The 23,016-nt window shown below is 65.9% G+C and carries 21 protein-coding genes; 6 read left to right on the forward strand and 15 right to left on the reverse strand.

Going from position 1 to position 23,016, the window contains the following annotated elements; translation table 11 throughout:
- The first annotated feature begins 88 nt into the window (after positions 1 to 88).
- From HGB41_RS00660 to HGB41_RS00675, 4 genes are all read left to right on the forward strand, one after another.
- Positions 89 to 268 carry a DUF3606 domain-containing protein gene (locus HGB41_RS00660; protein ID WP_171080036.1) on the forward strand — a complete coding sequence of 60 codons (180 nt, stop codon included), beginning with the start codon at positions 89 to 91 and terminating at the stop codon, positions 266 to 268.
- A gap of 203 nt (positions 269 to 471) precedes the next feature.
- Positions 472 to 1,623 carry a mechanosensitive ion channel family protein gene (locus HGB41_RS00665; RefSeq protein WP_229422635.1) on the forward strand — a complete coding sequence of 384 codons (1,152 nt, stop codon included), beginning with the start codon at positions 472 to 474 and terminating at the stop codon, positions 1,621 to 1,623.
- Between the two features lie 170 nt (positions 1,624 to 1,793).
- Positions 1,794 to 3,644, forward strand: a complete 1,851-nt coding sequence (locus HGB41_RS00670) for a sensor histidine kinase (protein WP_171080041.1) — start codon at positions 1,794 to 1,796, stop codon at positions 3,642 to 3,644.
- Between the two features lie 71 nt (positions 3,645 to 3,715).
- Positions 3,716 to 4,264, forward strand: coding sequence for a M23 family metallopeptidase (locus HGB41_RS00675; RefSeq protein ID WP_171080043.1), 549 nt, complete (start codon positions 3,716 to 3,718; stop codon positions 4,262 to 4,264).
- A gap of 388 nt (positions 4,265 to 4,652) precedes the next feature.
- Here the strand turns inward: HGB41_RS00675 and HGB41_RS00680 are convergent, their stop codons facing one another.
- Positions 4,653 to 7,112 (reverse strand): penicillin-binding protein 1A, encoded by a 2,460-nt coding sequence (locus tag HGB41_RS00680; RefSeq protein ID WP_171080052.1) that lies wholly within the window; start codon positions 7,110 to 7,112, stop codon positions 4,653 to 4,655.
- A gap of 141 nt (positions 7,113 to 7,253) precedes the next feature.
- Complete coding sequence (locus tag HGB41_RS00685; RefSeq protein ID WP_229422636.1) at positions 7,254 to 10,073, reverse strand: bifunctional diguanylate cyclase/phosphodiesterase; 2,820 nt, start codon at positions 10,071 to 10,073, stop codon at positions 7,254 to 7,256.
- A 107-nt stretch (positions 10,074 to 10,180) separates the two neighbouring features.
- Here HGB41_RS00685 and HGB41_RS00690 point away from each other — a divergent pair, with 107 nt between their 5' ends.
- Entirely contained in the window at positions 10,181 to 10,696 is a 516-nt protein-coding gene (locus HGB41_RS00690) for a MarR family winged helix-turn-helix transcriptional regulator (RefSeq protein WP_229422638.1), read from the forward strand.
- A 7-nt stretch (positions 10,697 to 10,703) separates the two neighbouring features.
- Here HGB41_RS00690 and HGB41_RS00695 read toward each other — a convergent pair whose 3' ends face one another.
- Positions 10,704 to 11,135, reverse strand: a complete 432-nt coding sequence (locus HGB41_RS00695) for a hypothetical protein (protein WP_171080054.1) — start codon at positions 11,133 to 11,135, stop codon at positions 10,704 to 10,706.
- A 111-nt stretch (positions 11,136 to 11,246) separates the two neighbouring features.
- Positions 11,247 to 12,113: a YbdK family carboxylate-amine ligase gene (locus HGB41_RS00700; protein WP_171080056.1), complete on the reverse strand. Its 867-nt coding sequence runs from the start codon at positions 12,111 to 12,113 to the stop codon at positions 11,247 to 11,249.
- Between the two features lie 191 nt (positions 12,114 to 12,304).
- Here HGB41_RS00700 and HGB41_RS00705 point away from each other — a divergent pair, with 191 nt between their 5' ends.
- A complete protein-coding gene (locus tag HGB41_RS00705) occupies positions 12,305 to 13,063 on the forward strand; it encodes a ZIP family metal transporter (protein WP_171080058.1) in 759 nt (252 codons plus the stop codon).
- Between the two features lie 6 nt (positions 13,064 to 13,069).
- Here the strand turns inward: HGB41_RS00705 and HGB41_RS00710 are convergent, their stop codons facing one another.
- From HGB41_RS00710 to cyoB, 11 genes are all read right to left on the reverse strand, one after another.
- Complete coding sequence (locus tag HGB41_RS00710) at positions 13,070 to 13,543, reverse strand: helix-turn-helix domain-containing protein (RefSeq protein WP_171080060.1); 474 nt, start codon at positions 13,541 to 13,543, stop codon at positions 13,070 to 13,072.
- Positions 13,544 to 13,679: 136 nt separating this feature from the next.
- Positions 13,680 to 14,345: an MOSC domain-containing protein gene (locus HGB41_RS00715; protein ID WP_229422640.1), complete on the reverse strand. Its 666-nt coding sequence runs from the start codon at positions 14,343 to 14,345 to the stop codon at positions 13,680 to 13,682.
- Positions 14,326 to 14,700 (reverse strand): DUF6404 family protein, encoded by a 375-nt coding sequence (locus HGB41_RS00720; RefSeq protein ID WP_171080062.1) that lies wholly within the window; start codon positions 14,698 to 14,700, stop codon positions 14,326 to 14,328. The genes HGB41_RS00715 and HGB41_RS00720 overlap by 20 nt, the downstream gene beginning before the upstream one ends.
- 57 nt (positions 14,701 to 14,757) lie before the next feature.
- Complete coding sequence (locus HGB41_RS00725) at positions 14,758 to 16,794, reverse strand: LTA synthase family protein (protein ID WP_171080064.1); 2,037 nt, start codon at positions 16,792 to 16,794, stop codon at positions 14,758 to 14,760.
- A 110-nt stretch (positions 16,795 to 16,904) separates the two neighbouring features.
- Positions 16,905 to 17,282 (reverse strand): c-type cytochrome, encoded by a 378-nt coding sequence (locus HGB41_RS00730; protein WP_171080066.1) that lies wholly within the window; start codon positions 17,280 to 17,282, stop codon positions 16,905 to 16,907.
- A gap of 2 nt (positions 17,283 to 17,284) precedes the next feature.
- On the reverse strand, positions 17,285 to 17,827 hold the full coding sequence (locus HGB41_RS00735; RefSeq protein WP_171080068.1) for a response regulator transcription factor: 543 nt from the start codon (positions 17,825 to 17,827) through the stop codon (positions 17,285 to 17,287).
- A complete protein-coding gene (locus HGB41_RS00740; protein ID WP_171080070.1) occupies positions 17,824 to 19,161 on the reverse strand; it encodes an ATP-binding protein in 1,338 nt (445 codons plus the stop codon). The genes HGB41_RS00735 and HGB41_RS00740 overlap by 4 nt, the downstream gene beginning before the upstream one ends.
- A gap of 17 nt (positions 19,162 to 19,178) precedes the next feature.
- Positions 19,179 to 19,952 carry an SURF1 family protein gene (locus HGB41_RS00745; protein WP_229422642.1) on the reverse strand — a complete coding sequence of 258 codons (774 nt, stop codon included), beginning with the start codon at positions 19,950 to 19,952 and terminating at the stop codon, positions 19,179 to 19,181.
- 29 nt (positions 19,953 to 19,981) lie between these two features.
- Positions 19,982 to 20,383: a cytochrome o ubiquinol oxidase subunit IV gene (gene cyoD, locus HGB41_RS00750; protein WP_171080072.1), complete on the reverse strand. Its 402-nt coding sequence runs from the start codon at positions 20,381 to 20,383 to the stop codon at positions 19,982 to 19,984.
- Positions 20,380 to 21,018 carry a cytochrome o ubiquinol oxidase subunit III gene (cyoC, locus tag HGB41_RS00755; protein ID WP_171080074.1) on the reverse strand — a complete coding sequence of 213 codons (639 nt, stop codon included), beginning with the start codon at positions 21,016 to 21,018 and terminating at the stop codon, positions 20,380 to 20,382. Before cyoC ends, cyoD begins: the two co-directional genes overlap by 4 nt.
- Positions 21,011 to 23,014, reverse strand: coding sequence for a cytochrome o ubiquinol oxidase subunit I (gene cyoB, locus HGB41_RS00760; RefSeq protein WP_171080076.1), 2,004 nt, complete (start codon positions 23,012 to 23,014; stop codon positions 21,011 to 21,013). Before cyoB ends, cyoC begins: the two co-directional genes overlap by 8 nt.
- Positions 23,015 to 23,016 lie beyond the last annotated feature (2 nt).

A 23,016-nucleotide genomic window follows, 5' to 3' on the forward strand; every position in this document is an offset into this window, starting at 1 on the left:
AAAAAATGCAAGCAAAAGGTGAAATGCCTAACTGACCATCGCCCGGGCGGCTGGCATAGTCGGGTTGAACCCGTCAACAGGAGCCAACATGTCCGACAATCTGCAAAAAGCCGGTGCACAAGATCGCAGCCGCATCAACGTGCACGAAGAGTGGGAAGTCCGCTATTGGACCGAAGCGCTGGGCGTCAGCAAGGAGCAGCTCGAAGACGCCGTCAAGCAGGTGGGCCCGGTCGCCGACAAGGTCCGCGAGCACCTGAAACGCCGTTGATTCTCGCCTCGCGGTGACTGGCCCGGGCGTCGCCCGGGTCGATTCCCCGTAACGCCCGCCTGCGGCAAGCGCCGCAGGTGCTCCAGCAGCACTGAATCTGGTACGGCCGCCTCCGTGCGCCGCCTGCCGCCTGCCCTCGCATTGAGCCGTCTCTCGCGTCCGGCATGTGCTGCTTGCGCCGGCCCATCCGAAAGGAGCCTGGTTTGAATAGAATCACCGTCTTTTTCCAGTCCCTCGATATTTCCCTGGCCAATGGCCTGTTCGCCCTCGGCGCCGCCATCGGCAGCTTCGTGCTGATGCATGCCGCGCTGATGCTCTTCCGCAAGCGCCTCGGCAAGCTCAGCGAAGAATGCCAGCACCGCCCGTTCGCCCAGGTCCTCATCAAGACGCTGGCGCGCACCGGCACCTTCGCCATCTTCGCCACCGCCATCCTGATCGGCCTGTCCGTGCTCGACCTGCCCGAGCCCTGGAATGCGCGCATCAGCCACCTGTGGTTCTTCACGCTCGGCATCCAGATCGCAATGTTCCTGCACCGTGCCGTGAAAGTCGGCTCGCGCAGCTATTTCCTGAAGCACAAGCGCGGCGGCGTCGACCAGCAGGTGACGGTCGCGCATACCGTCGTCATCTGGCTGCTGCAGACGACCGTGTGGGTGGTGTTCGTGCTGGCACTGCTGTCCAACCTGGGCATCAATGTCACCACCTTCGTTGCCAGCCTCGGCATCGGCGGCGTGGCCATCGCGCTGGCCGTGCAAAACATCCTGGGCGATTTGTTCGCCTCGATGTCGATCGCCGTCGACAAGCCCTTCGAGGTCGGCGACTCGATCACGGTCGACAAGATTTCCGGCACCGTGGAGCACGTCGGCCTGAAGTCGACCCGGCTGCGCGCGATCGGCGGCGAACAGATCATCATCTCGAACGCGGAACTGCTGCGCCAGACGGTGTTCAACTTCCGGCGCATGACGACGCGCCGCATCCAGTTCACGCTGCGTGCCAGCCCCGGCACGCCGCGCGAACTGGCGGCCCAGGTTCCCGACCGGGTGCGCGAGATCGTCGGCAAGCACGACAAGGCCAGGTTCGACCGGGCCCACCTCAAGACCGTGGACCAGAACTGGATCGAGTACGAGATTGTCTACACCATGCTCGACACCGACTACAGCCTGTACATGGATACCCAGCAGGCGATCAACCTCGACCTCATGGTCATGTTCGACGAACTGGGGATCTCGACGGCGCCGCGCCCGCAGCACGTGCTGTTGCAGGATGCCGCGGCCCCGGGCGACGTGCGTGGCGAGCAGCAGCCCGCGGCCAACGAATATGCGTCGGCTGCGCTGCGCCCGCGCTTCGTCAACCCTTGAGCGGAAACCACGGACGGCACGCCGATTTCCTGACCCGGCCTTGCCGTACCGGAGAGCGGCGGGCGCATAAGAAATCCTTTCCGCACGGAGAAAGGAGCTGTTAAGCTTGCGTATATTGCCATTTTACAATTGCGGCAGCTTTCTTCGCGATCCGACACCGTCACGCCAGCATGAAGACCCGTACCTACCTGTTCCTGATGGCTGCCGCTATCCTGGCCCCAGTGATCCTGGTGTTCTGGATCGGCGTATCAATGCTGCTGGACTGGGAACGCGAGTCGCGCATCCACCGCGTGCAGGAAACGGCGCGCGCCACCGCCCTATTGGTGGACCGGGAGATCGCGGTGGCCGAGGCGCTGCTGCGCACGATTGCCAATTCCGAAAGCCTCGGCGAACAGAACTATCCGCGCGTCTACCGCCTGGCGCACCGGATCAATGCATCCGATCCGCTGTCGTGGACCACCATGGTCGATGAAGCGGGAGTGCCGATCTTCAATACCCTGGTGCCGTATGGCAGCGTCTTGCGCGGGTCCGGCGCCGGTTATGCCGGCGAGGTGCTCGGAAACGGGAAGACCCGTGTGTCAGGCTATTTCTTCGGCCCGATGGCGCAGCGCCCGGTGGTGTCGGTCGACGTACCCTCGCCGCCCGGCAAGGCGCGCCGCTATGTCGTCAGCCAGATTTTCGACGCCCGCTATTTCGAACGCGTGTTCACCAACCGCGCGCTGGAGCCGACCTGGCTGGTCGGAATCTTCGACGCCAAGGGAGTTACCATCGCCCGCAACCGCCACGGCGCCAGCGCGAGCGGCAAGCCGATGCATCCCGAGATGCGCGCGGCGACCCAGCATGCGGGCAACGGCGTGCTGCGCCACACGACCCACGAAGGCCTCGAGGTCTACGGCGTCTACACGCGCTCGGCGGTCAGCGGCTGGAGCGTCGTGATCGGCGTGCCGGTGGCCGACATCGAATCGGCCGCGCGCACCGCCGCCACTTACGCGACCCTGGCGCTGATCCTCCTGATGGGCCTGGCCATCTTCATCGCGGTCTTCCTCGGCAACAAACTGTCGGCCGCCTTGCAGCAGGCCGGTAGTGTCGCCAATTCGCTGGCACGCGGCGCCATCGCCAATCCGCGTCCCACCAAGGTCGAGGAAGTCGACGCCCTGCTGGAAGGCCTGCATTTCACCAGCCAGGCCCTGTCGCGCGAAAGCGCGGCGCGCCAGGCGTTGCAGGACGAACGCGAGCAGTTGCTGGTGAGCGAACAGCGTGCCCGCCGCGTGGCCGAGGCGCAGAGCAGCGCCAAGGACGGCTTCCTGGCCATGCTCGGCCATGAGCTGCGCAACCCGCTGGCGGCGATCTCCGGCGCCATGAGCGTGCTGGAGATACCCAACCTGAAACCGGAACTCGCGGCCAATGCGCGCGAGATCAGCCGCCGCCAGATGCGCCACCTGACCCGCATCGTGGACGACCTGCTGGACGTACAGCGCATCTTGTCCGGCAAGATCGTCCTGCAGAGCGCTCCGGTGGACCTGGGCGAGGTGCTGCGCAGCTGCGTCGAAGCCAAGCGCCTGGTCGATGCGGGCGAACACGACTGGGAGGTCGCCATCGAAGCCGCCTGGGTCGAAGGCGACCGCACCCGGCTCGAGCAAATCGTCGACAACCTGCTGCACAACGCCATCAAGTACACGCCGGCGGGCGGCAGCATCGGTGTGCGCTGCCGGCTTGACGCCGGACAGGTCGTCCTCGAGGTCAGCGACACCGGCATCGGCATCGCGCCCGAGCTGCTGCCGCTGATCTTCGACGTGCTGGTGCAGGGCCCGACCAGCATCGACCGCGCCCAGGGCGGCCTCGGGCTCGGCCTGGCCCTGGTCAAGGAACTGACCGCGCTGCATGGCGGCAAGGTGTCGGTGCACAGCGAGGGGCGCGGGAAGGGCTGCCGGTTTACGCTGGAGTTCCCGCTGCGCGTGTCCCCTGCGCCTGGGCAGGAACTGCCGTCACAAGCCGGCAAAACCAGCCTCGACCCCGCCTGAACCTGTAAATCCCGGGATTCGCCCTTACCTGTTGCGTATTGATTTACTCCGCGATCACGTCGCGTCGAACCATGCGGACCTTCCTGCGCAGCCTCCTGATCGCCGTTTTCCTGATCGCCGCCTGGGGCCTGCTCGGTCCCTGGCTGCGCCATGGGCTGTACGCCATGCGCCTGGCCTCGATGCCGGCGCCGACGGCCCTGGCCATGCCGGTCGACGGCGTGCGCCCGAAGGGCTTGCGGGATACCTGGCATGCGCAGCGCGGCGGTGGGCGCCGCCACGAGGGCATCGACATCTTCGCCAAGCGCGGCACGCCGGTGCTGGCGGCCACCGAAGGCATCGTGCTGCGGACCGGGACCAACCGCCTGGGCGGACAGGTGGTATGGATGCTGGGGCCGGGCGGCCAGCGCCATTACTATGCCCACCTCGACGGTTTCTCGGACGTGGTGGCCGGAATGCGGGTCGAGGAAGGCCGGGTGCTGGGCTATGTGGGCAATACGGGGAATGCGGCAAGCACCCCGCCGCACCTGCATTACGGGGTGTATGGGGTGGAGGGGGCGGTGAATCCGTATCCGTTGCTGCGGGGTGGACCTGGGCGAGGACCGGCTGACGCTACGCGCTAGCGGTGCTTACCGAACTTGGATTCCGGCCTTGGCCCAATGCTAGTCAGTTAGTACGAAATGTAGGGTGGGCAGGGTAGTTCAGTCCAGTGGACTGAACTACCCCACGCAGTGATAGTTGCAAGGTAAACCGCTGCACAGGCTGCAGCACGGCGGTTTGAACGCGTGGGCAAGGTAATTCAGGCCAATGGCCTGAATGACGAATTGCTCACCCTACGAGTCGACAGCGGGTTTTAAGTGACTGGCATTGGGCCTTGGCCGGATTGACGTGCCACTGACTGTGATATGAGAAGGCCTCACTATAACCACAAGCTGTAAAAACGTCATCCCCCCACACTGGGGGAAACGACTTCCGGCGCAGGCCGGAACCCAAGTCAAGTCAGCATCAAGATCAGATAATCTCGTTCTCGCCCGTCGGCGGAGGCGGGATCACTTCAGGCAGTGGCGGAGGCTCCTGTTCCTGGTCCTCGACCTCGATCTCCGGCTCGGGCTGCGGCTCCTGCTGCTGGTCGATGGCCGGGTCCTCGACCTCCTCGAACTGCAGGTCGCCCGGCCCTTCCTCGAATTCTTCGTCGGGCTCCTCGATTGGGCGCGGGGCCGGGGCGACGCGCGCGCCGGGCAGCAGCGCGTTCGGATCGAGCTTGCCGGCCTCGATGGCGCCGCGCATGAAGTCGCCCACCAGCAGCAGCGCGTTGTGGCCGCCCTGCCCCCAGTAGCTGCTGCGCATGGTCACGCGGTTGTCGTTGAAGCCCACCCAGGCGCCGGTCACCAGGTTCGGGTGCATCAGGATGAACCAGCCGTCGGTATTGTTCTGGGTGGTGCCGGTCTTGCCGGCCACGTCGCCATACAGGCCGAAGCGGTAGCGCACGCCGCCGCCGGTGCCGCGGTTGACCACGCCGCGCAGCATGTCGATCAGGTTCAGGGCCGAGGCCTGCGACAGCGCCCGTTCCGGTGCATCCGGCACGAAGTCGGCAACCAGCTTGCCTTCGCGGTCGGTGATGCGGCGCACGAACACCGGCTTGCGGTATTCGCCTTGCGCCGCAATGGTGCTGTAGGTGCTGACCATTTCCAGCAAGGTCACCGGGCTGGTGCCCAGCGCCAGCGAAGGCACCTGTTCCAGTTTGCTCTGGCGGATGCCCATGCCTTGGGCCAGGCTGACGATCGGGCTCAATCCGACTTCCTGCATCACCTGCGCGGTGATGGTGTTCTTAGAGAACACCAGGCCGTCGCGCATGCTCATCATGGCGCCGCTGCTGCCGTTCATGTCGGTCGGGCGCCAGGCCTTGCCCGGACCGACGCGGATGTCCTGCACCGAATCGCGATAGGTCTGGTCGGGCGAGATGCCGCGTTCCAGCGCGGCCGCGTAGACGATCGGCTTGAAGGTGGAACCCGGCTGGCGCGAGGCCTGCACCACGTGGTCGAACTGGTCGCGCTCGAAACTGCGGCTGCCGATCCAGGCGCGCACTTCGCCGGTATTCGGGTCCATCGCGACGAAGCCCGCCTCGAGGCGCGACTTGGCGCTTTTCAGTTCGGCCATGAACTTGCGGTCGCCCTTCAGGCGCTTGAGCGCCGCGGCGGGCACTTCGCCGTCTTCCACCGCGCGCCGGTAGTCGCCGGATTCGCGCACGAAGGCGTCCAGTTCGCGCGGGTGCGAGGCCCAGTAATACGAGAACGGATTGACCTCGTTGCGCATCGAGGTGTACATGCCGCTCGAGGTGGAGCGCGGCATGCTCGATGCCGCCCATTCGACGTCGGCCACCGCCTGCAGCGTGTTGGCCTGGCGTTCCACCGCGCGCTGGGCCGCCTCCTGCAAGCCCTGGTCGAGCGTGGTGTGCACCACCAGCCCGTCGAGCTGCAGGTCGTAGTCGTTTTCGTCGGCCCAGTCCTGCAGCCATTTGCGCACGTGGGCGGTGAAATGGCTGTCCTTGCCGCTGCGGTCGCTCAGGCGCGCGAAGCGCACCCGCAGCGGACGTTTCGAAAGTAGCCGGTAGCGCTCTTCGCTGAAGGCGCCGTGACGGGCCATCTGCGACAGCACCACGTTGCGGCGCAGCTTTGAGCGTTCCGGGTTGGCCACCGGGTTGTAGTAGTGGGTGCCCTTGAGCATGCCGACCAGGGTCGCCGATTCCAGCACGTCCAGCTTCAGCGCCGGCTTGCCGAAATAGGTACGCGCGGCCATCTCGATGCCGTAGGCGTTGTACAGGAAAGGGACGGTGTTGAGGTAGGCCTCGAGGATCTCGGTCTTGCTATAGGTGTTCTCGATCTTGATCGCCGTGATCAGCTCTTTCATCTTGCGGTTGATGCTGCGCGCGCGGCCGATCTCCTGCGGGAACATGTTGCGTGCCAGCTGCTGGGTGATGGTCGAGCCGCCCTGCGAATCGCCCTTCAGGGTGGCCACCAGGGCGCCGCCGATGCGCTTGAAGTCGACGCCGTGGTGGTCGTAGAAGCGGTGATCCTCGGTCGAGATCAGGGCCTTGACCACGTGCGGCGACACCTGCGACAGCTTGATGCGCTCCTGCAGGCCCTTCTCGAAGCTGCCGAGCTCCTTGCCGTCGGCGGACAGGATGATGCTCGGGCGCGCGGTACGGGCCTGGTGCAGGTCGTCGATGCCGGGCGTGAGCGGGATCAGGATAACCAGGTAGAGGAAGAAGACGCTCAGGCCGGCGGCCAGCGTCCACAGCCCGACCAGGGCGACCTGCTCGATGCGCGGCCGGTCGCGCAGCCTGGCAGCAGCCAGCGAATAGCCGCTGCGGGCGCGGTTTCCGGCTCCCTCGAACAGGCGCTGTCCATGCTGCTTGAGCCCCGCGCGCGGCGTACTGACCTGCTGGGTGTCGGTCTTCTCGTCCTGGTCCACTATATAGATCCTTGCTGCCTGTTACAGATGGTGAGCATTGCGTAGGCAGCAAGTATAGCTGACGGATGTCAAAACGCCGATGCCGGCTGTGTGGTGGGGTCTGCTTGCCCCGCCGGCAGCATGCGACGCGTCCCGCCTAGCTCAGGCGTGCTCCGGCGTCGGCTCCATCCATCCCATGCGCAGCAGGGGCTCGACGTCCTCCACCCTGCCGGGACGGCCGTAGATGTGGCCTTGGACCTCGTCGCAGCCGCAGCCGCGAAGGTAGTCGAGCTGGGCGAGGGTTTCGACGCCTTCGGCGATCACGTGCATGCGCAGTCCGTGCGCAAGCGAGATGATGGCGTCGACCATGGCCGCGCCGTCCGGGCTGCCGACGATGTCGCGCACGAAGGACTGGTCGATCTTGAGCACGTCCACCGGGAAGCGCTTGAGGTAGGCCAGGCTCGAATAGCCCGTGCCGAAATCGTCGATCGACAGGGTCACGCCCATGGCCTTCAGGCAGCGCATGGTGTCGATCGCCGATTCGACGTCGGCCATCATCATGCTCTCGGTGAGTTCGATCTCGAGCGAGTCGGCGCCCAGGCCGGTCTCGTCCAGCACCCGCTGCACGGTCTGCACCAGGTCGGGTTCGGAAAACTGGCGCGCCGACAGGTTGACGCCCACCCGCAGCGGGCCGAAGCCGGCGCGCTGCCAGTGCTGGTTTTGGCGGCAGGCGGTGCGCAGCACCCAGGCCCCGATCGGCACGATCAGGCCGGTCTCCTCGGCCAGCGCGATGAAGCGGTCGGGCCGCACCGTGCCCAGGTGCGGGTGGCGCCAGCGGATCAGGGCCTCGGTGCCGACCACGCGCCCGCTGCCCAGGTCCACCTGGGGCTGGAAATAGAGCTCGAACTGGTCGTTGCGCAGGGCCCCGCGCAAGGCGCCTTCTAGGGCCAGGCGGTCGGTGGCGTGCGCATTCATGTGCGGGGCGTAGAACTGCACGCCGTTGCGGCCGGTCTCCTTGGCGCGATACATCGCCACCTCGGCGTGCTTGACCAGGGTTTCCGGGTCCTCGCCGTCGACCGGATAGCCGGCCACCCCGGCACTGGAGCCGAACACCAGCACCTGGTCGTGGATCGGCATCGGCTCGGCGATGGCGTCGCGCACCGCCTGCACCTGGGTCGCGGCCTGGCGTTCGTCGAGGCAGCCGCACAGCACCAGCACGAAGTCGTCGCCGCCCGTGCGCGCGGCGGTGTCGGCCTGGCGCATGGCGCCGGCGATGCGGGCCGCGATGGCGCGCAGCGCATCGTCGCCGAGGCGACGCCCGAGCGTGTCGTTGATCAGCTTGAAGTGATCGATGTCGAGCGCCACCGTCCACACCGGATTGCCGTTCGCTACGGCGATAGCGCGCTCGATGCGGTCGGACAGCAGCGCGCGGTTGGCCAGGCCGGTAAGCGTGTCGTAGCGCGCCCTGTGCGCCAGCTCGGCCTCGTAGCGCTTGGCCATCGTGACGTCATAGGTGGTCACCACGAAATGCTCGGTGCGGCCGTATTCGTCATTCACCGGTGCGAGATAGACCTCGCTCACCAGTTCACGCCCGTCGCGCGCGGCCTGGCGCACCAGCGCGTGGCCCTTGCGGCATTCGTAGAGCGCCTGGCGCAGCTCTTCCAGGCCGGGCTCGTCGCTGCCCTGGCGCGCCAGCGTCGCCAGCGGCATGCCCACCAGCTCGCCCTCGCCATAGCCGAGGGTGCGTTCGCAGGACGGGTTCGCGTATTCGATCGGGTAGCCGGGCCGGGTGGCGCTGATCATGAGGATGGGGTTGGCCGCGGCCTCGATCGCGCGCTGGTGCAGGCGCAGCGCGCCGGCGGTCATGGCCAGGTCGGCGGTGCGCCGTTCGACCAGCGATTCGATGCGTCGGGTGCGCGCGCCGCGCTGCTGCACCAGCCAGCCAGCGGCGCCGCTCAGGAACAGCCCGTATCCAAGGATGGACAGCGAGCCGGCCTGGGTGTCCAGGCGACGCGTCAGGCGCTGCGTCTCCATTTCCCAGCGGGTGCCGGCCACGTCGAAGCTGCGCGTGATGGTGGCGGGCCCGCCGCCGAACCAGCGCTCCAACGGCGACAGCGGGGCCGGCGCGCCCGGATGGCGGAACACGGCCACGCGCCGGCCGTCGCCGGTGTAGCCGTACAGGGTCAGCGTGTAGTCGCCCATGCTCAGCAGGCGCCCCGCATGCAGGCTGCCGCCGACCAGCAGCGCGGCGTCGAGCACCACCGTGGTGCAGCCGAGCGTCGCCCGCCAGCGTCCGGTTTCGCTGGAAAGGTCGGCGCCGCCACGGTACACCGGCATCGTGACCAGCACGCCGCGCAGGGAGCCGTCACCCTGCACCAGGCGCAGCAAGGGGCTGGCGGTCGGCAGTCCGGTGTCGATCGCCTGCTGGGTAAACTGGCGCTGCTGCGGATTGGACCAGGCATCGTAGCCATACACCGGGGCATTGGACGCAATGGGGACGATGTAGTCGGCGACCAGGTAGCGCTCGCGCGGCGCCGCGGGAACCAGGCCGCCCGGCCCGCGCTCGCGGATGACAAAGCCGGGCCAGTAGCGCCGGCGTTCGGCTTCGAAGGCCGGGCGTTCGGCGGCGCTCACGAAGCGGTGGTATTCAAGCGCGAGCAGGTAGCCGTTGCGCGTCGTGAGCGGCTGGGCGAAGGCATCGAAGGCATCGCGCGAGATGGCGCCGCCGTTGGCGGCGAACAGCAGGTTCAGCGAACGCAGGTCGGACACGGCCTCGGAGAATGCGCGCGTGACCGCTGCGGTGCGCACCGCGGTGCGCTGGCTGAAATCGGCGCGCGCGCTGTCGGCCTCCAACTGGCGGGCCACGCCGAACAGGACGGCTGTCAACGCAAGCCCGGCCAGGAAGGTTGCCACGGCGGCGCGCGACACCATATGCCGGCGCCGCAAGAGCGGTTCTGCCAGCAGCCGATTCATGGAACCCATGCTAGCGCAAGTCGGCGCGCGACGCGCCACGATACGCGCGCGCAAACGCCGGGCCCGCTGCAACGCGGCAACAGCGTTTCCGCTATCATGCGCGGATGCCCGCCCCTATGCCAAACCTTATGCCCGACAACACGCCGGACCTGCAGGCCGCGTCCGCCGCCGACGACGCCTCATCCATGCGCGTCCTGCGCCAGTTCCGTATCGTCTTCAATGCGGTCAAGACCCATTTCCGTCAGGTCGAACGCGAGGCCGGGTTGGGCGGCGCGCAACTATGGGCATTGTCGGTCATCGAACGCCAGCCCGGCATCGGCGCCACCGGGCTGGCACGCGAGCTCGACATCCACCAGTCCACCGCCAGCAACCTGGTGCGCGGCCTGGTCGAGCGCGGCTACGTCGTCGCCGCCCGCGAAGGTGTCGACCGGCGCAATGTGGCATTGCGCGTCCTGCCTGCCGGAACGGCGGTCCTGCGCAGCGCCCCGCTGCCCTTCGCCGGCGTGCTCCCGGGCGCGCTCGCCAGCCTCGATGCGGCGACACTGGCGCGGATGGAGCAGGACCTGGACCGGCTGATCAAGGTGCTCGATGCCGATCCCGAGGGCGGCAAGGTGCCGCTGGCCCAGCTCTAGCGGTGACTCAGGCCCGGCGTGCGCCGAGCCGCCAGCCGAGCCACGCCATCGGGAAATAGGCCAGCACCAGGTCGAGCGCCTCGAACCACAGCGGCGCGGGCAGCATGGCCGCCGCGCCGACCCCGCCGGCAAAGAACATCGCCCCGATCACCATGGCGAAAGTGAACGGCCTGCTGCCCGCGATGCGCGCTGCCACCGCCGCGCCCACCAGCGTGCCGAGGGCATGCGCCAGGAACGGAATCAGGAAGTGGCGGGGCTCGAACAGATGCATCGTAGCCTGCAAGCCTTCCATGGTGGCGACGTCCCCGCCCGTGGGCGGCGGGATCAAGTGCCCGCTCAGGTTGACGAGTCCCATGTTGACGATACTGCCGATGGCGAAGCCGGCGATCACCGCCAGCAGGTTCTTCAGGACCGGAGACCGGTGTGCGCTTGCTTCCATTTGTTCTGGCTCCCATGGTGAACATGGCAGGATTGCCATCCAGCCGAGTCTACCGATCGGGCGGATTTGTGTCTACCACGCAATAATCAAGGCCGGATTCGTGCGCTGGGATCAGGAATCGCTGTCGAACAGCTCGCTGGCCACCCGCGCCAGGTCGTTCATGCCGCCGCCGGACGCAAGGTGGCTGCGCAGCCAGCCGGCCTGGCCACCGTCCTGGATCAGGGCCTCGATGACGGTACAGGCTTCGCCAAACCCGGGGTCGACCGAGCGCCGCGCCAGGCGCGCCAGGTCGGCCCGGATCACTTGCGCAATCGGCACCGGCACGCCGGTTTCGGGATCGATCCAGCTGCCTTCGACGCCGTCGCGCGCGGCATTGAAGCGGCTCCAGGCATACAGTTCACGGCTGCCGTTGGATGGCCACTGTCCCGGCTGCGCCGCGAACTCGAGGCACAGTTCGCGCGCATAGCAGGCCAGCGCCGCGGCATAGACGGGCTTGAGCGGGGTGTCGAGCACGCGCAGCTCGATGGTGCCGTATTCGGGCTTGGGCCGCACGTCCCAGTAAAAATCCTTGATGCTGTTGACGATGCCGAAACCTGCCAGCCGGTCGAAATAGGCGCGGAAATCCTGCCAGCTGCGCAGTTCGTGCGGCTGGATGCCGCTCATCGGGAAAGCGCCCACCAGGTTGCTGCGCGAACTGCAGAAGCCCGAGACCTCGCCCTGCCAGCACGGCGAGTTGCTCGACAGGGCCACGAACAGCGGCGCGCACAGCCGCACCGCCTCGTCTGCCGACCCGGCGCCGATGTGCACGTGCATGCCGAACACGGTAAACAGTTTGGCCAGGTAGCCGTACTTGCGCTCGGACTCGACATAGCGCTCCTTCGGATAGATGCGCTGCTCGTTCCAGCGCTGGAACGGGTGCGCCACGCCGCCGGAAATCGCGGCGCCGACCTCGAAGGCGGCGCGCTGCACCCGCCTCATTGCTGATCGGGCACCGCGCAGCTGCAGGCCGGCGCCACGCAACTATAATGGACTAGAAATGCCTCGAAGGAAACCATCTTTGTACCAATGTATGGACCCGTGCGCGGGGCGTGGCGCCAGCCACGGTTGCCTTTCACCCTCGTGCGGGAGGCGCCCGGGTTATCATCAAGGCAATTGACTCGGGAGATTTAATGACTGGATTGCCAGTGTGGCTGCAGGCCGGATTCTGGGGACTGGTAGCGGGTGGCGCGCTGCTGCTGGGAGCGTACGCCGGCTACCGTTTCAAGGTGCCGCAGCGCCTGATTGCCGCCATCATGGCCTTCGGCAGCGGCGTCCTGATCTCGGCGCTCTCGTTCGAGCTGATGGAGCACGCCTTCCACACCGGCGGCTTCGCCCCGACCGCCACCGGCTTCCTCGGCGGCGCCGTCGTGTACACGCTCGCGAACTGGGCGCTGTCGCACCGCGGCGCGCGTCACCGCAAGCGTTCCGGATGCCAGCCGCCCGCACACGAGAACGGCGGCAGCGCCACCGCGATCGCCGTCGGCGCCCTGCTCGACGGCATTCCCGAATCGATCGTCATCGGGCTGTCGATGCTGGGCGGGAGCGGCGTGAGCACCGTCGCCGTGGCCGCGATCTTCCTGTCGAATATTCCCGAGGGATTATCGAGTGCGGCCGGCATGAAGCAGTCCGGCCGGACGCCGCATTACATCTTCGGGATCTGGGGCGGCATTGCGCTCGCATCAAGCGTGGCCGCCCTGCTCGGCTATTCGGTATTCCGCCATTTCTCGCCGCAGGTCGTGGCGGCCACCACGGCAGTGGCGGCGGGCGGCGTGCTGGCGATGCTGGTCGACACCATGATCCCGGAAGCCTTCGAGGAAACCCACGATTTTGCCGGCCTGATTACCGTGACCGGCTTCCTCGCAGCCTTTGCACTCAGCAAGCTGGGGTGACGCGGCTCAGAGCGGGCGTTTCAGGAGTTTCTCGACATAGGCCCGTTCCCATTGTCCATCGAAATACCGGTCGAACACGAAGATCCGCAGTGTATGGGCCAGCAGCCCGATACCCCAGAATAAGCTGAGGCCGACAAACCATAATGTTTGCGGGTTGGTGAACAGGTTGATGGCGATGCATCCGGCATTTGCCGCCAGGTAGATCAAGAGGTGCAGGTAGTAGTCGCGCACGCGCCGTGCCTTCCTGAATGCGATGCGTTCCTGGCTGGACTGCGTGCTGGGGGTTTGTTCCGTCATGGCTTCCTCCGATACGAGAGTTGAGAAATCGACTTCAAAGACCGCAGCGAGCGACTTGATCGATTCCACGCTTCCGGCATGGCCGGACTCTATGCGTTGCACGGTACGCGCACTCAAGCCACTGGCATCGGCCAGTTGCTGCTGCGACCAGCCCCGTTGGAGGCGCATTTTTTGAATCGACATGGTGATCTCCTTTTGCGGAAAGCCCAGGATGGATTAACTGGACAAGCTTGCCTACGACAGGGGCAGGACACGGGCACGACAGGGACACGACAAGGGCAGGACAGGAGTGCGGCAGGAGCGCAAAGCGCGCACTCCCCTAGATAAACAGCCCGGTGCCGGCCCAACGCGGCAGCGACGGCGCCGCGCTGGCGGCAACCGCCCTGCCCGCATACACCGGACCCAGTTTCGCAAGCAGGCGCGGGAAGGCGCGGCAATAGCTGGACTGGATGCCTGCAAGCCGGGCGAGGTCGCGGTAAGCGACGGCCATACCGTCCGGCACGGCATCGAGCACCTGCACGACCCGCTCGCGCCAGTCGTCCGACCAGGCAGGCATCCGGCGGCCAAGGTCCTCGATGGCGTCGCCCGGCCGGACTGTGCCGCCGGAGAGAACGCGCGCCAGCATCCCGCGGTGCGTCCGCACGCGCGCCGCCAGGCCCGGGCGCTGCAGGTCGAGCTGGCCGCAGGCTTCGCACTGGAACATCAGGCGCAGCGTCACCTCGGGCCCGACTTGCAGGACGGTGCCGGAGGTGAGCAGCGAAGTATCGAGGTCGACCAGCAGGTTTTCGCGCAAGGCGTGCGGCGCCAGCGCGAGGGAATCGTAGATGCCTGCGCCGGCCAGCAGCAGCTGGCGCGGCGAGTGCGGGTCGGCGTGCCTGTCGCCGGCCAGTCCGGTCCCGGCAAGGGCCAGCGCGATGTCGACGCGCCGGGGAATGGACGATCCCGCCGGGCGGATGGCCAGCGCTTCAAGCGTCCCGGCCGGCATGCGGGGTAGCCAGCGACTCCCAGGTCGGCAACTTGTGCTTTTTCCGGTAGTAGACCAGGTAGCAGGCCATCGACAGGCCGAAGAACAGGCCGGTCAGGAGCGCCACGAGCACTGCCCCTGGCACGCTCAAGCCCTCGCTGCGCCAACGCCAGAACCACATCGCGAGACCCCAGCAAGGCGCGAACCAGGCAGCACTCAGGAAAATCACGCGCCAGGAGGATTCGAAAGGAAACGGCCGCAGCTTGCAGCCCAGCGCGCGCAGCACCAGGGCATACGGCGGCTCCGCGGCGCGGCGCGGCACCCCCTTGCGGTTCAATACTGCTTTGGCGCGCTGGCGTTGTTCTTCGAAGTCCATGGCGGGCGGGATTGGTAAAGAAGCACCAATCTTACCACCAGCCGCAGGCCTGGAAACTCAAGGATTTCCACCCCTGGCCAAACGCAGCCGGGTCACTGCAGGCTGCAGGCGGTAGACCTGCTCGCGATACAGCAGCGAAGGCAGCATGACATGGGCCATCGCCTTCGCGGCCTGCCTGGGGTCGGCCGCGCGGGTGCGGGGATCGAGTTCGCCGGTGGCGGCAGCGTAATCCGCCTGCACGGGCGCCTGTCCCGGCCGCAGGATCGTGGCCGATGTCCCTTCGAGCCAGGCGAACACCTGGTCGAACTGCATCATTGCCCGTCCCGGCGTCGTGCTGTCCCGCGCAAAATCGCGGCCGATCATGGGGTGTTCGCTCGACACGCCCAGCAGAGACAGCAAGGTCGGGCCCAGGTCGACCTGGCTCGCGATGGCCTTGATCTGCTTCGGCTGGATGTCCGCACCGAGGATCAGCCCGGGGATATGGAATTTCTTGATCGGCACCAGGCTGTTGCCATAGACCCGGTTATCGTGGTCGGCCACGATCAGGAAGACCGTGTCCTTCCAGTAGGGCTGCTTCTTCGCTGCGCGGATGAATTTCCCGAGCGCGAAATCGGCATACTTGACCGCGTTGTTGACCGTCTGCTTTTGCGGGTCGTGCAGGGTGATTTTCCCGTCCGGGAATTCAAACGGTTCGTGGTTGGACGAAGTGAAAATCAGGCTGAAGAAGGGCTTCTTTGCGGCGTGCAGGTCGGCCAGGCGTTCGAGCGATTTGTCGAACAGGTCTTCGTCGGATGCACCCCAGCTGCCGGTGAAGGCGGGGCGCATTTCCGCGCTGTCGACGATTTTCTTGAATCCGTTCCCGGTAAAGAAGCTGCGCATATTGTCGAAATGCGCCTCGCCGCCGTAGACGAATTCGGTGTGATAGCCCTCTTGTCCAAGGCCGGCGGCCAGCGTGTAGAAGCCCTGCTGGGCCAGCGACAGCTTGACCACGCTGCGTGCGGGCGTGGGCAGGTAACCTGCGACCACGGCTTCGATGCCGCGCACCGAGCGCGTCCCGGTGGCATACAGCTGCTCGAACCACCATCCTTCGTGCCTGAGCTTTTCGAGTTCGGGAGTAACAGGCAAGCCGCCGAGCGATTCGACGAAGGTCGCGCCCAGGCTTTCCTGCAGGATGATCACCAGGTTGAGTGGCCGGTCGCGCGTGACCGCCGCTTGCTGGCGGTGCAGCGTCGGCAAGCCCGGGGTGGAGAAGTCCGCGCCGTGCAGCCAGGGTGCGGATCGTATTTCGTCGATCACCCGCGCGCGTGGCACGCTCCCGTAGATCTCGGACGACACCGCCTCGTTGCGCATCGACCCCATGGCAGCCAGCACCGACCAGCCAGAGTTGATGACCAGGGAGTTCACCAGCGCGTCGCCGGTAAGGGCGAACATGGCAGGGTTGGCTGGGCGGTGTCCCGTCGTCGAGCGCACCTGCACCAGCAGCGCGAGGCAGAGCAGCGGCCAGGCCAGCAGGAGCTTACGCGAAGGCCACATCCGGGTCGCCGCCGCGGCATGACGCAGCAGGAGGAAGAATGCAGCGCCCAGGATGACGGTCAGGCCAATGCCGATGACCAGCGCAGCCCGGAAACCATTCCACAAGGTGGCGAACACTTCGCGCGGATAGGCCAGGTATTCGATGAACAGCCGGTTCGGGCGGACGTCGTACTGCAGGATGAACTGGGGCGACGACAGTTCCATGAACAGGACGGTGACCAGGGCAAAGCTGCCCCACGCCACCATTGCCCCGGTCCAGAACCTGGCCATCGACCGGTGGGCGGCGAAGGGCGCCAGCAACAGCGGGATCGCCGCGAAATACCCGAGCAGGATCAGGTCGGCACGCACGCCCTGGACGAAGACGGCGGCGGCCATGCCGGTCGCCTCGACCCGGTCCCACTGCCAAATGACCAGGGCAGCGCGGGACAGCGACAGCAGCACGAGGCCGATCAGCAGCACCTGCAGGATGGTGGCATAGGGCCCGGCCCACCGGGTCACGCGTGCGAGGCGCGCCGCACAGGATTGCAATGCGACGCTGGCGCCTGAAGCTGAACCGACCATATACCCCTGTGTTATTCGAAACGGCAGGGGCTGATGCTAAACGGGTAATCGTCGCCGCGACGTTAGGGCGATGTTAAGAAAGCGTTAACGCCGCGCCGCGATCCGGACCGTCAAGGCTTCCCGGTCTTGAACGAACGCAGGTAGGCCAGCAGGTCGGCAATCTGCCGCTCGTTGCCGATGCCCCAGAAGCGCATCTTGTTGCCGGGGACGACCGCGTCCGGGTCGCGCAGGAAAGCAGCCAGGTTCTGTTCGGTCCATACGAAGCCGGCCCGTTTCATCGCCGGCGAATAGGCGAAGTCCGGCACTGCGCCCGCGCGGCGGCCGACGATGCCATTGAGCTGGGGGCCGAAATTGCTGCGCGCGGTGGGGCCGACCTGGTGGCAGTTGGCGCAGCGCTTGAAGGCCAGTCTTCCAGCGGCGAGCGGATCGGCCGCCTGCGCATGCGGCATTGCAGCGAGCAAGGAGAGTGATAGCACGAGCGCGCGCATGGCTACTTCACCCGCTGCTTCTCGAGCTTGCGCGCCAGCGTGCGGCGGTGCAGCCCGAGGCGGCGCGCGGCTTCCGAAATATTGAAATCGGTTTCCGCCAGCACGGCGTGAATGCGCTCCCATTCGAGCGTCTTGATCGAGGTCGAGCGCGCGGTCAGCTCCACCTCGGCGTTGCCGGCGACATGGCCGAAGGCAGCCTCGATATCGTCGGTATTCGACGGCTTGGCCAGGTATTGCACCGCACCGAGCTTGATCGCCTCGACCGCGGTGGCGATGCTGGCAAAGCCGGTGAGCACGACAATCAGCATCTCCGGGTCGTGCTCGTGCAGCAGCTGGACGCAGGCCAGCCCCGAGGTATTTCCCTTGAGCTTGAGGTCGACCACGGCATAGCCCGGCGAATGCGAGGCCAGCAGCACGGCTGCTTCATCCAGTCCATGCGCGACCAGCACGCGGTAGCCGCGCCGCTCGAAGGAGCGGTTCAGGGTGCGCGCAAAGGCCTCGTCGTCTTCGATGATGAGCAGGAGGCGATCTGGAGTGTCGGTCAAAGGCGGTCCTTTTCGAGTTCAATGCTGGACAGCGGCAAGGTGAGCGTCACCTGCGCCCCGCCCTCCGCCCGGTTGACGGCGACCACCGAGCCGCCCAGCTTGCGCACCACGTTCACCGCCAGGAACAGGCCCAGGCCGTGGCCCGGCTGGGCCTTGGTCGACTGGTAGGGCTTGCCGATCTGGCCCAGCATGGCAGGCGCGAAGCCGGGGCCGCGGTCAGTGACGACCACGTACAGCACGCCGTCCACGATGCTGGCGTCCAGCCCGACCCAGCCGGGCGAGGCCTCGAGCGCGTTGTCGAGCAGGTTGTCGATGGTCTGCTTCAGCGCCGAATCCGAGGCCACCGGCAGGTCGTCCTGGATGCGGTTATTGTACTGGAAACTGCGCGCCGGGCGGCTCGCCTGCCACGACGCGACCAGGCCATCGAGGAAGCTCTTGACCGTCGTGCGCACCGCCGATTCGCCACGCGCCTCACCGGCCGACAGCAGGATGCCGCTGACGATCGACTTGCAGCGCTGGAGCTGGGTCTGCATCTCGGTGATTTCCTCCAGCAGGCCGGGGTCGCTGCGAAATTGCGGCATGCGCTTCCAGTCGCCCAGGATCACCGACACGGTGGCCAGCGGCGTGCCCAGTTCGTGCGCGGCGCCCGAAGCCAGCAGGCCCATACGCACGATGTGCTCTTCTTCCACCGCGTGCTGGCGCAGCGATGCCAGTTGCGCCGCCTTCTGGCGCAGGGTGTCGGAAATACGCGAGATGAACATCACCAGCAGCGCCGCATCGAGCGCGAAGCACACCAGCAGGCCCTGGATGTACAGGCTGGAGATGCCGCGCGCATGATCGAAAGGCAGTGCCAGCGGCTGCGCGTACATGGCCAGGCCGGCCATGCAGCCGATCGTGACCGCCACGATGGACCAGGTCCAGAACACCTCCAGCAGCACGGCCGACAGGATCACCTGCAGCAGGTAGAGGAAAGCGAAGGGGTTGGTGATGCCCCCCGACAGGTAGAGCAGCACGGTCAGGCTGGCCACGTCCACCAGCAGGGCCATGAACATTTCGCCGTTCGATACCGGGCGGCGTTCGTGCCAGCGCAGGTGGCTGGCGATGTTGAAGGCGATCAGGCAGGCCAGCACCTGCAGCATGTGCACCAGGGGCAGCTGGATCCCGAAGACCAGGATGGCCGCGGCGATGGTGGTGACCTGGCCGATGACGGCGATCCAGCGCAGCTCGATCAGCTGCAACATGTTCTTGTGGCCGGCCGCGAACTCCACGTTGGCGGCAGCCGCCTGCGGCGACGAGCGCGCCGCCTTGGCGAAGAAATCGAGGGGGGATTGCATCGATGCCCGTTGTTGGATCAGTCGTCGGTCAGCCTGGCGCCATGCCGGCGCACCCACCACCAGGCACCGAGCACCATCACGGCCAAAGCATACCAAGTCAGGGCATATATGAGGTGGTTATTCTGAAAAGCGATCACGGTCAGGCCCCCGACGGCGCGCTCGGGGGCGCCAGGCGGGTCCTGGTTCTTGCCGGCGTCGACGAAGTACGGTGCGACGTTTGCAAGCCCGCGCGCCTGTGCCAGCAAGGCCACGTCGCGCGAATACCAGCGGTTGCCGGCGGGGTCGTTCTCGCGCAGGAAGCCGCCGCCCGGCTCGCTGATGCGCAGCAGCCCGGTGATCGTGAGCTTCTCACCGCCCTGCCCTGCACACGGATTGGCCGAGGCACGCCTGGCCGCATAGGTCCCGGGCTTGTTGTCCGCGGCGGGAATGAAGCCGCGGTTGATGAAGACAATGTGGCCCTCGGTCGTGCAGAACGGCGTGAGCAGCCAGAAGCCCGCGCCAAGCTCGCTGAGGGCTTGCACGGGGGTGGTGAATTGGTAGAGGTAGTGGCCGACCAGGCGTACGCGCCGGTATTCGTCGGCAGCCTTGGACAGTTGCGCCCAGCGCGCCGCAGGGGGTGCGGCGGCGGGCAGCGCATGCACGCGTGCGTCGACGCGGGCAATCAGGTCAAGTTTCCATTGCAGGCGCATGACCTGCCAGGTTCCCAGGCCTGCAAACAGCACGGCCAGCAGCAGGGCCACCACGACCACCACGCGGCGCGCAAGGGCGCTGCGGGGTTGGTGGTGGGGCATTCCTGGTTGCTGGCCGCGCTGGTCCTGCATCACGGCATGTCGTGGGTGCCGTGGGTGGTATCGCTGGCGCCGCCCATGGCCGGCATCATGTTGGCGTTCATGTGGTACATGACCCAGATGGAGCCAGACATCACGATCACCAGCAGCACGATGGTCAGGATCAGCGCCATCATGTTCCAACCGTCCTCGGACTTCGAGTTCAGGTGGAGAAAGTAGATCATCTGCACGACCACCTGCACCGCGGCGAAAGCCAGGATCACGATGCGCGCCGTGTTCGGCGGCAGCACGTTGCCCATCACCAGCCAGAACGGGATCGCGGTCAGGACCAGCGACAGCACGAAGCCGATCGCGTAGTCCTTCGCGCTGTAATGGGTCACGTAGGTATCGTGGCCATCGTGGTTGTGGCCGTGTTCGTGGTGTTGCACGCTCATGGCAGCACTCCCAGCAGGTAGACAAAGGTAAACACGCCGATCCAGACGACGTCCAGGAAGTGCCAGAACAGCGACAGGCACTGCAGGCGACGGAAGTTCTCGCCGGTGAGGCCATGCTTTTTCAGCTGGACCATCAGCGTCACCAGCCACACGAAGCCGAACAGCACGTGCAGGCCGTGGGTGCCGACCAGCGCGAAGAACGAGGTCAGGAAGCCGCTGCGCTGAGGACCTGCGCCCTCGTGGATCAGGTGGTAGAACTCGTAGATCTCGAGCGACAGGAAGGCCAGGCCGAGCAGGCCGGTCACGCCCATCCAGAGGATGGTCTTGCCGGTGTTTTTCGCCTGCGCCGAGATCATCGCGAAGCCGAAGGTGATCGACGACATCAGCAGGAAGGCGGTATTCACCGCGATCAGCGATAGGTCGAACAGTTCGGCGCCGCTTGGACCGCCGGCGTAGTTACGGCCCAGCACCGCATAGGTGGCAAACAGGGACGCGAAGATGAGGCAATCGCTCATCAGGTAGATCCAGAAGCCCAGCAGGGTGCCGTTCTCCGGGTGGTGCTCGCGCACCAGGTAGCGCGCGGTCACCTCATCGGCGCTCAGGGCGCCGGGCATAGATGCTTTAAGTTCAGACATGGCTTTCCAGCAGACGGGTATGCGCTTCCTCGGTACGGGTCACTTCTTCCGCCGAGATGTAGTAATCGCGCTTGTAGTTGAAGGTGTGGACGATGATCGCGGCCATCATGGCAACAAAGGAGACCGCGGTCAGCAGCCACATGTGCCAGATGACGGCAAAGCCCACCACCATGGCCAGCGCGGAGATCACGAAACCGGCCCAGGTGTTGCTTGGCATGTGGATCGCCACATAGTCCTTCAGCGGACGCTGGTAGCCGTTCTTCTTCATGTCGGCGAAGGTGTCGTTGTCGTGCACGATCGGCGTGAATGCGAAGTTGTAGTCGGCCGGCGGCGAGGTGGTCGCCCATTCCAGCGTGCGGCCATCCCATGGGTCGCCGGTGACGTCGCGCAGCTTGGCGCGGTCTTTGTACGTGAACACGATCTGCAGGATCAGCGCGCCGATACCGCCGGCGATCATCAGGGTGCCGAAGAACGAGATCTGGAACAGCCACTGGATCGACGGATCCTCGAAATGGCTCACGCGGCGGGTCACGCCCATGAAGCCCAGGATGTACGGCGGGGTGAAGGCGACCCAGAAGCCGATCGACCACAGCCAGAACGAGACCTTGCCCCAGAACTGGTTCAGCCTCACGCCGAACATTTTTGGTGCCCAGTAGTTGAAGCCGGCGAACAGGCCGAACAGGACGCCGCCGATGATCACGTTGTGGAAGTGGGCGATCAGGAACAGCGAGTTGTGCAGCACGAAGTCGGCCGCAGGAATTGCCAGCATCACGCCGGTCATGCCGCCGACGGTGAAGGTCAGCATGAACGACACGGTCCACATCATTGGCAGCTCGAAGCGGATACGGCCGCGGTACATCGTGAACAGCCAGTTGAAGATCTTGGCGCCGGTCGGGATCGAGATGATCATCGTCGTGATGCCGAAGAACGAATTGACGCTGGCGCCCGAACCCATGGTGAAGAAGTGGTGCAGCCACACCAGGTAGGACAGGATCATGATCACGACGGTGGCGTACACCATCGAGGTATAGCCGAACAGGCGCTTGCCGCAGAAGGTCGAAACGACTTCCGAGAAGATGCCGAAGGCCGGCAGCACCAGGATGTAGACCTCGGGGTGGCCCCAGATCCAGATCAGGTTCACGTACATCATGGCGTTGCCGCCCTTGTCGTTCGTGAAGAAATTGGTGTCGAACAGGCGGTCCATGCCCAGCATGCCCAGCACGGCGGTCAGGATCGGGAAGGACATCACGATCAGGATGTTGGTGCACAGCGAGGTCCAGACGAAGACTGGCATCTTCATCAGGCCCATGCCCGGTGCGCGCATCTTGACGATGGTGACGATCAGGTTCACGCCTGACAGCAGCGTGCCGACGCCGGCAATCTGCAGCGACCAGATGTAGTAGTCCACGCCCACGCCGGGGCTGGCGAGGATGCCAGACAGCGGCGGATAGGCCAGCCAGCCGGTACGGGCGAATTCACCCACAAACAGCGAGGCCATCACGAGCACGGCGCCCATGGTGGTCATCCAGAACGAGAAGTTGTTCAGGAACGGGAAGGCCACGTCGCGCGCGCCGATCTGGAGCGGCACCACGTAGTTCATCAGGCCCGTCACGAACGGCATCGCCACGAAGAAGATCATGATCACGCCGTGGGCGGTGAAGATCTGGTCGTAGTGGTCCGGCGGCAGGAAGCCGTGGTTGGAACCGAAGGCGAACGCCTGCTGGGCGCGCATCATCAGCGCATCGGCGAAGCCGCGCAGGAACATGATCAGGCCCAGGATCATGTACATGATGCCGATTTTCTTGTGGTCGATACTGGTGATCCAGTTGTTCCACAGGCCGCCCCACTGGCGGAAGTAGGTGATCAGGGCCACCAGGCCCAGGCCACCCACGATCACGCCGGCGAAGGTCGCCAGCAGGATCGGCTCATGGAAGGGAATCGCGTCCCAGCTGAGCCGACCGAAGATAAGCTTCGTCAGGTCGAATGAGTCTTGCATGA

This window comes from Telluria aromaticivorans (genome assembly GCF_013003915.1).
GTDB lineage: Bacteria > Pseudomonadota > Gammaproteobacteria > Burkholderiales > Burkholderiaceae_D > Telluria > Telluria aromaticivorans.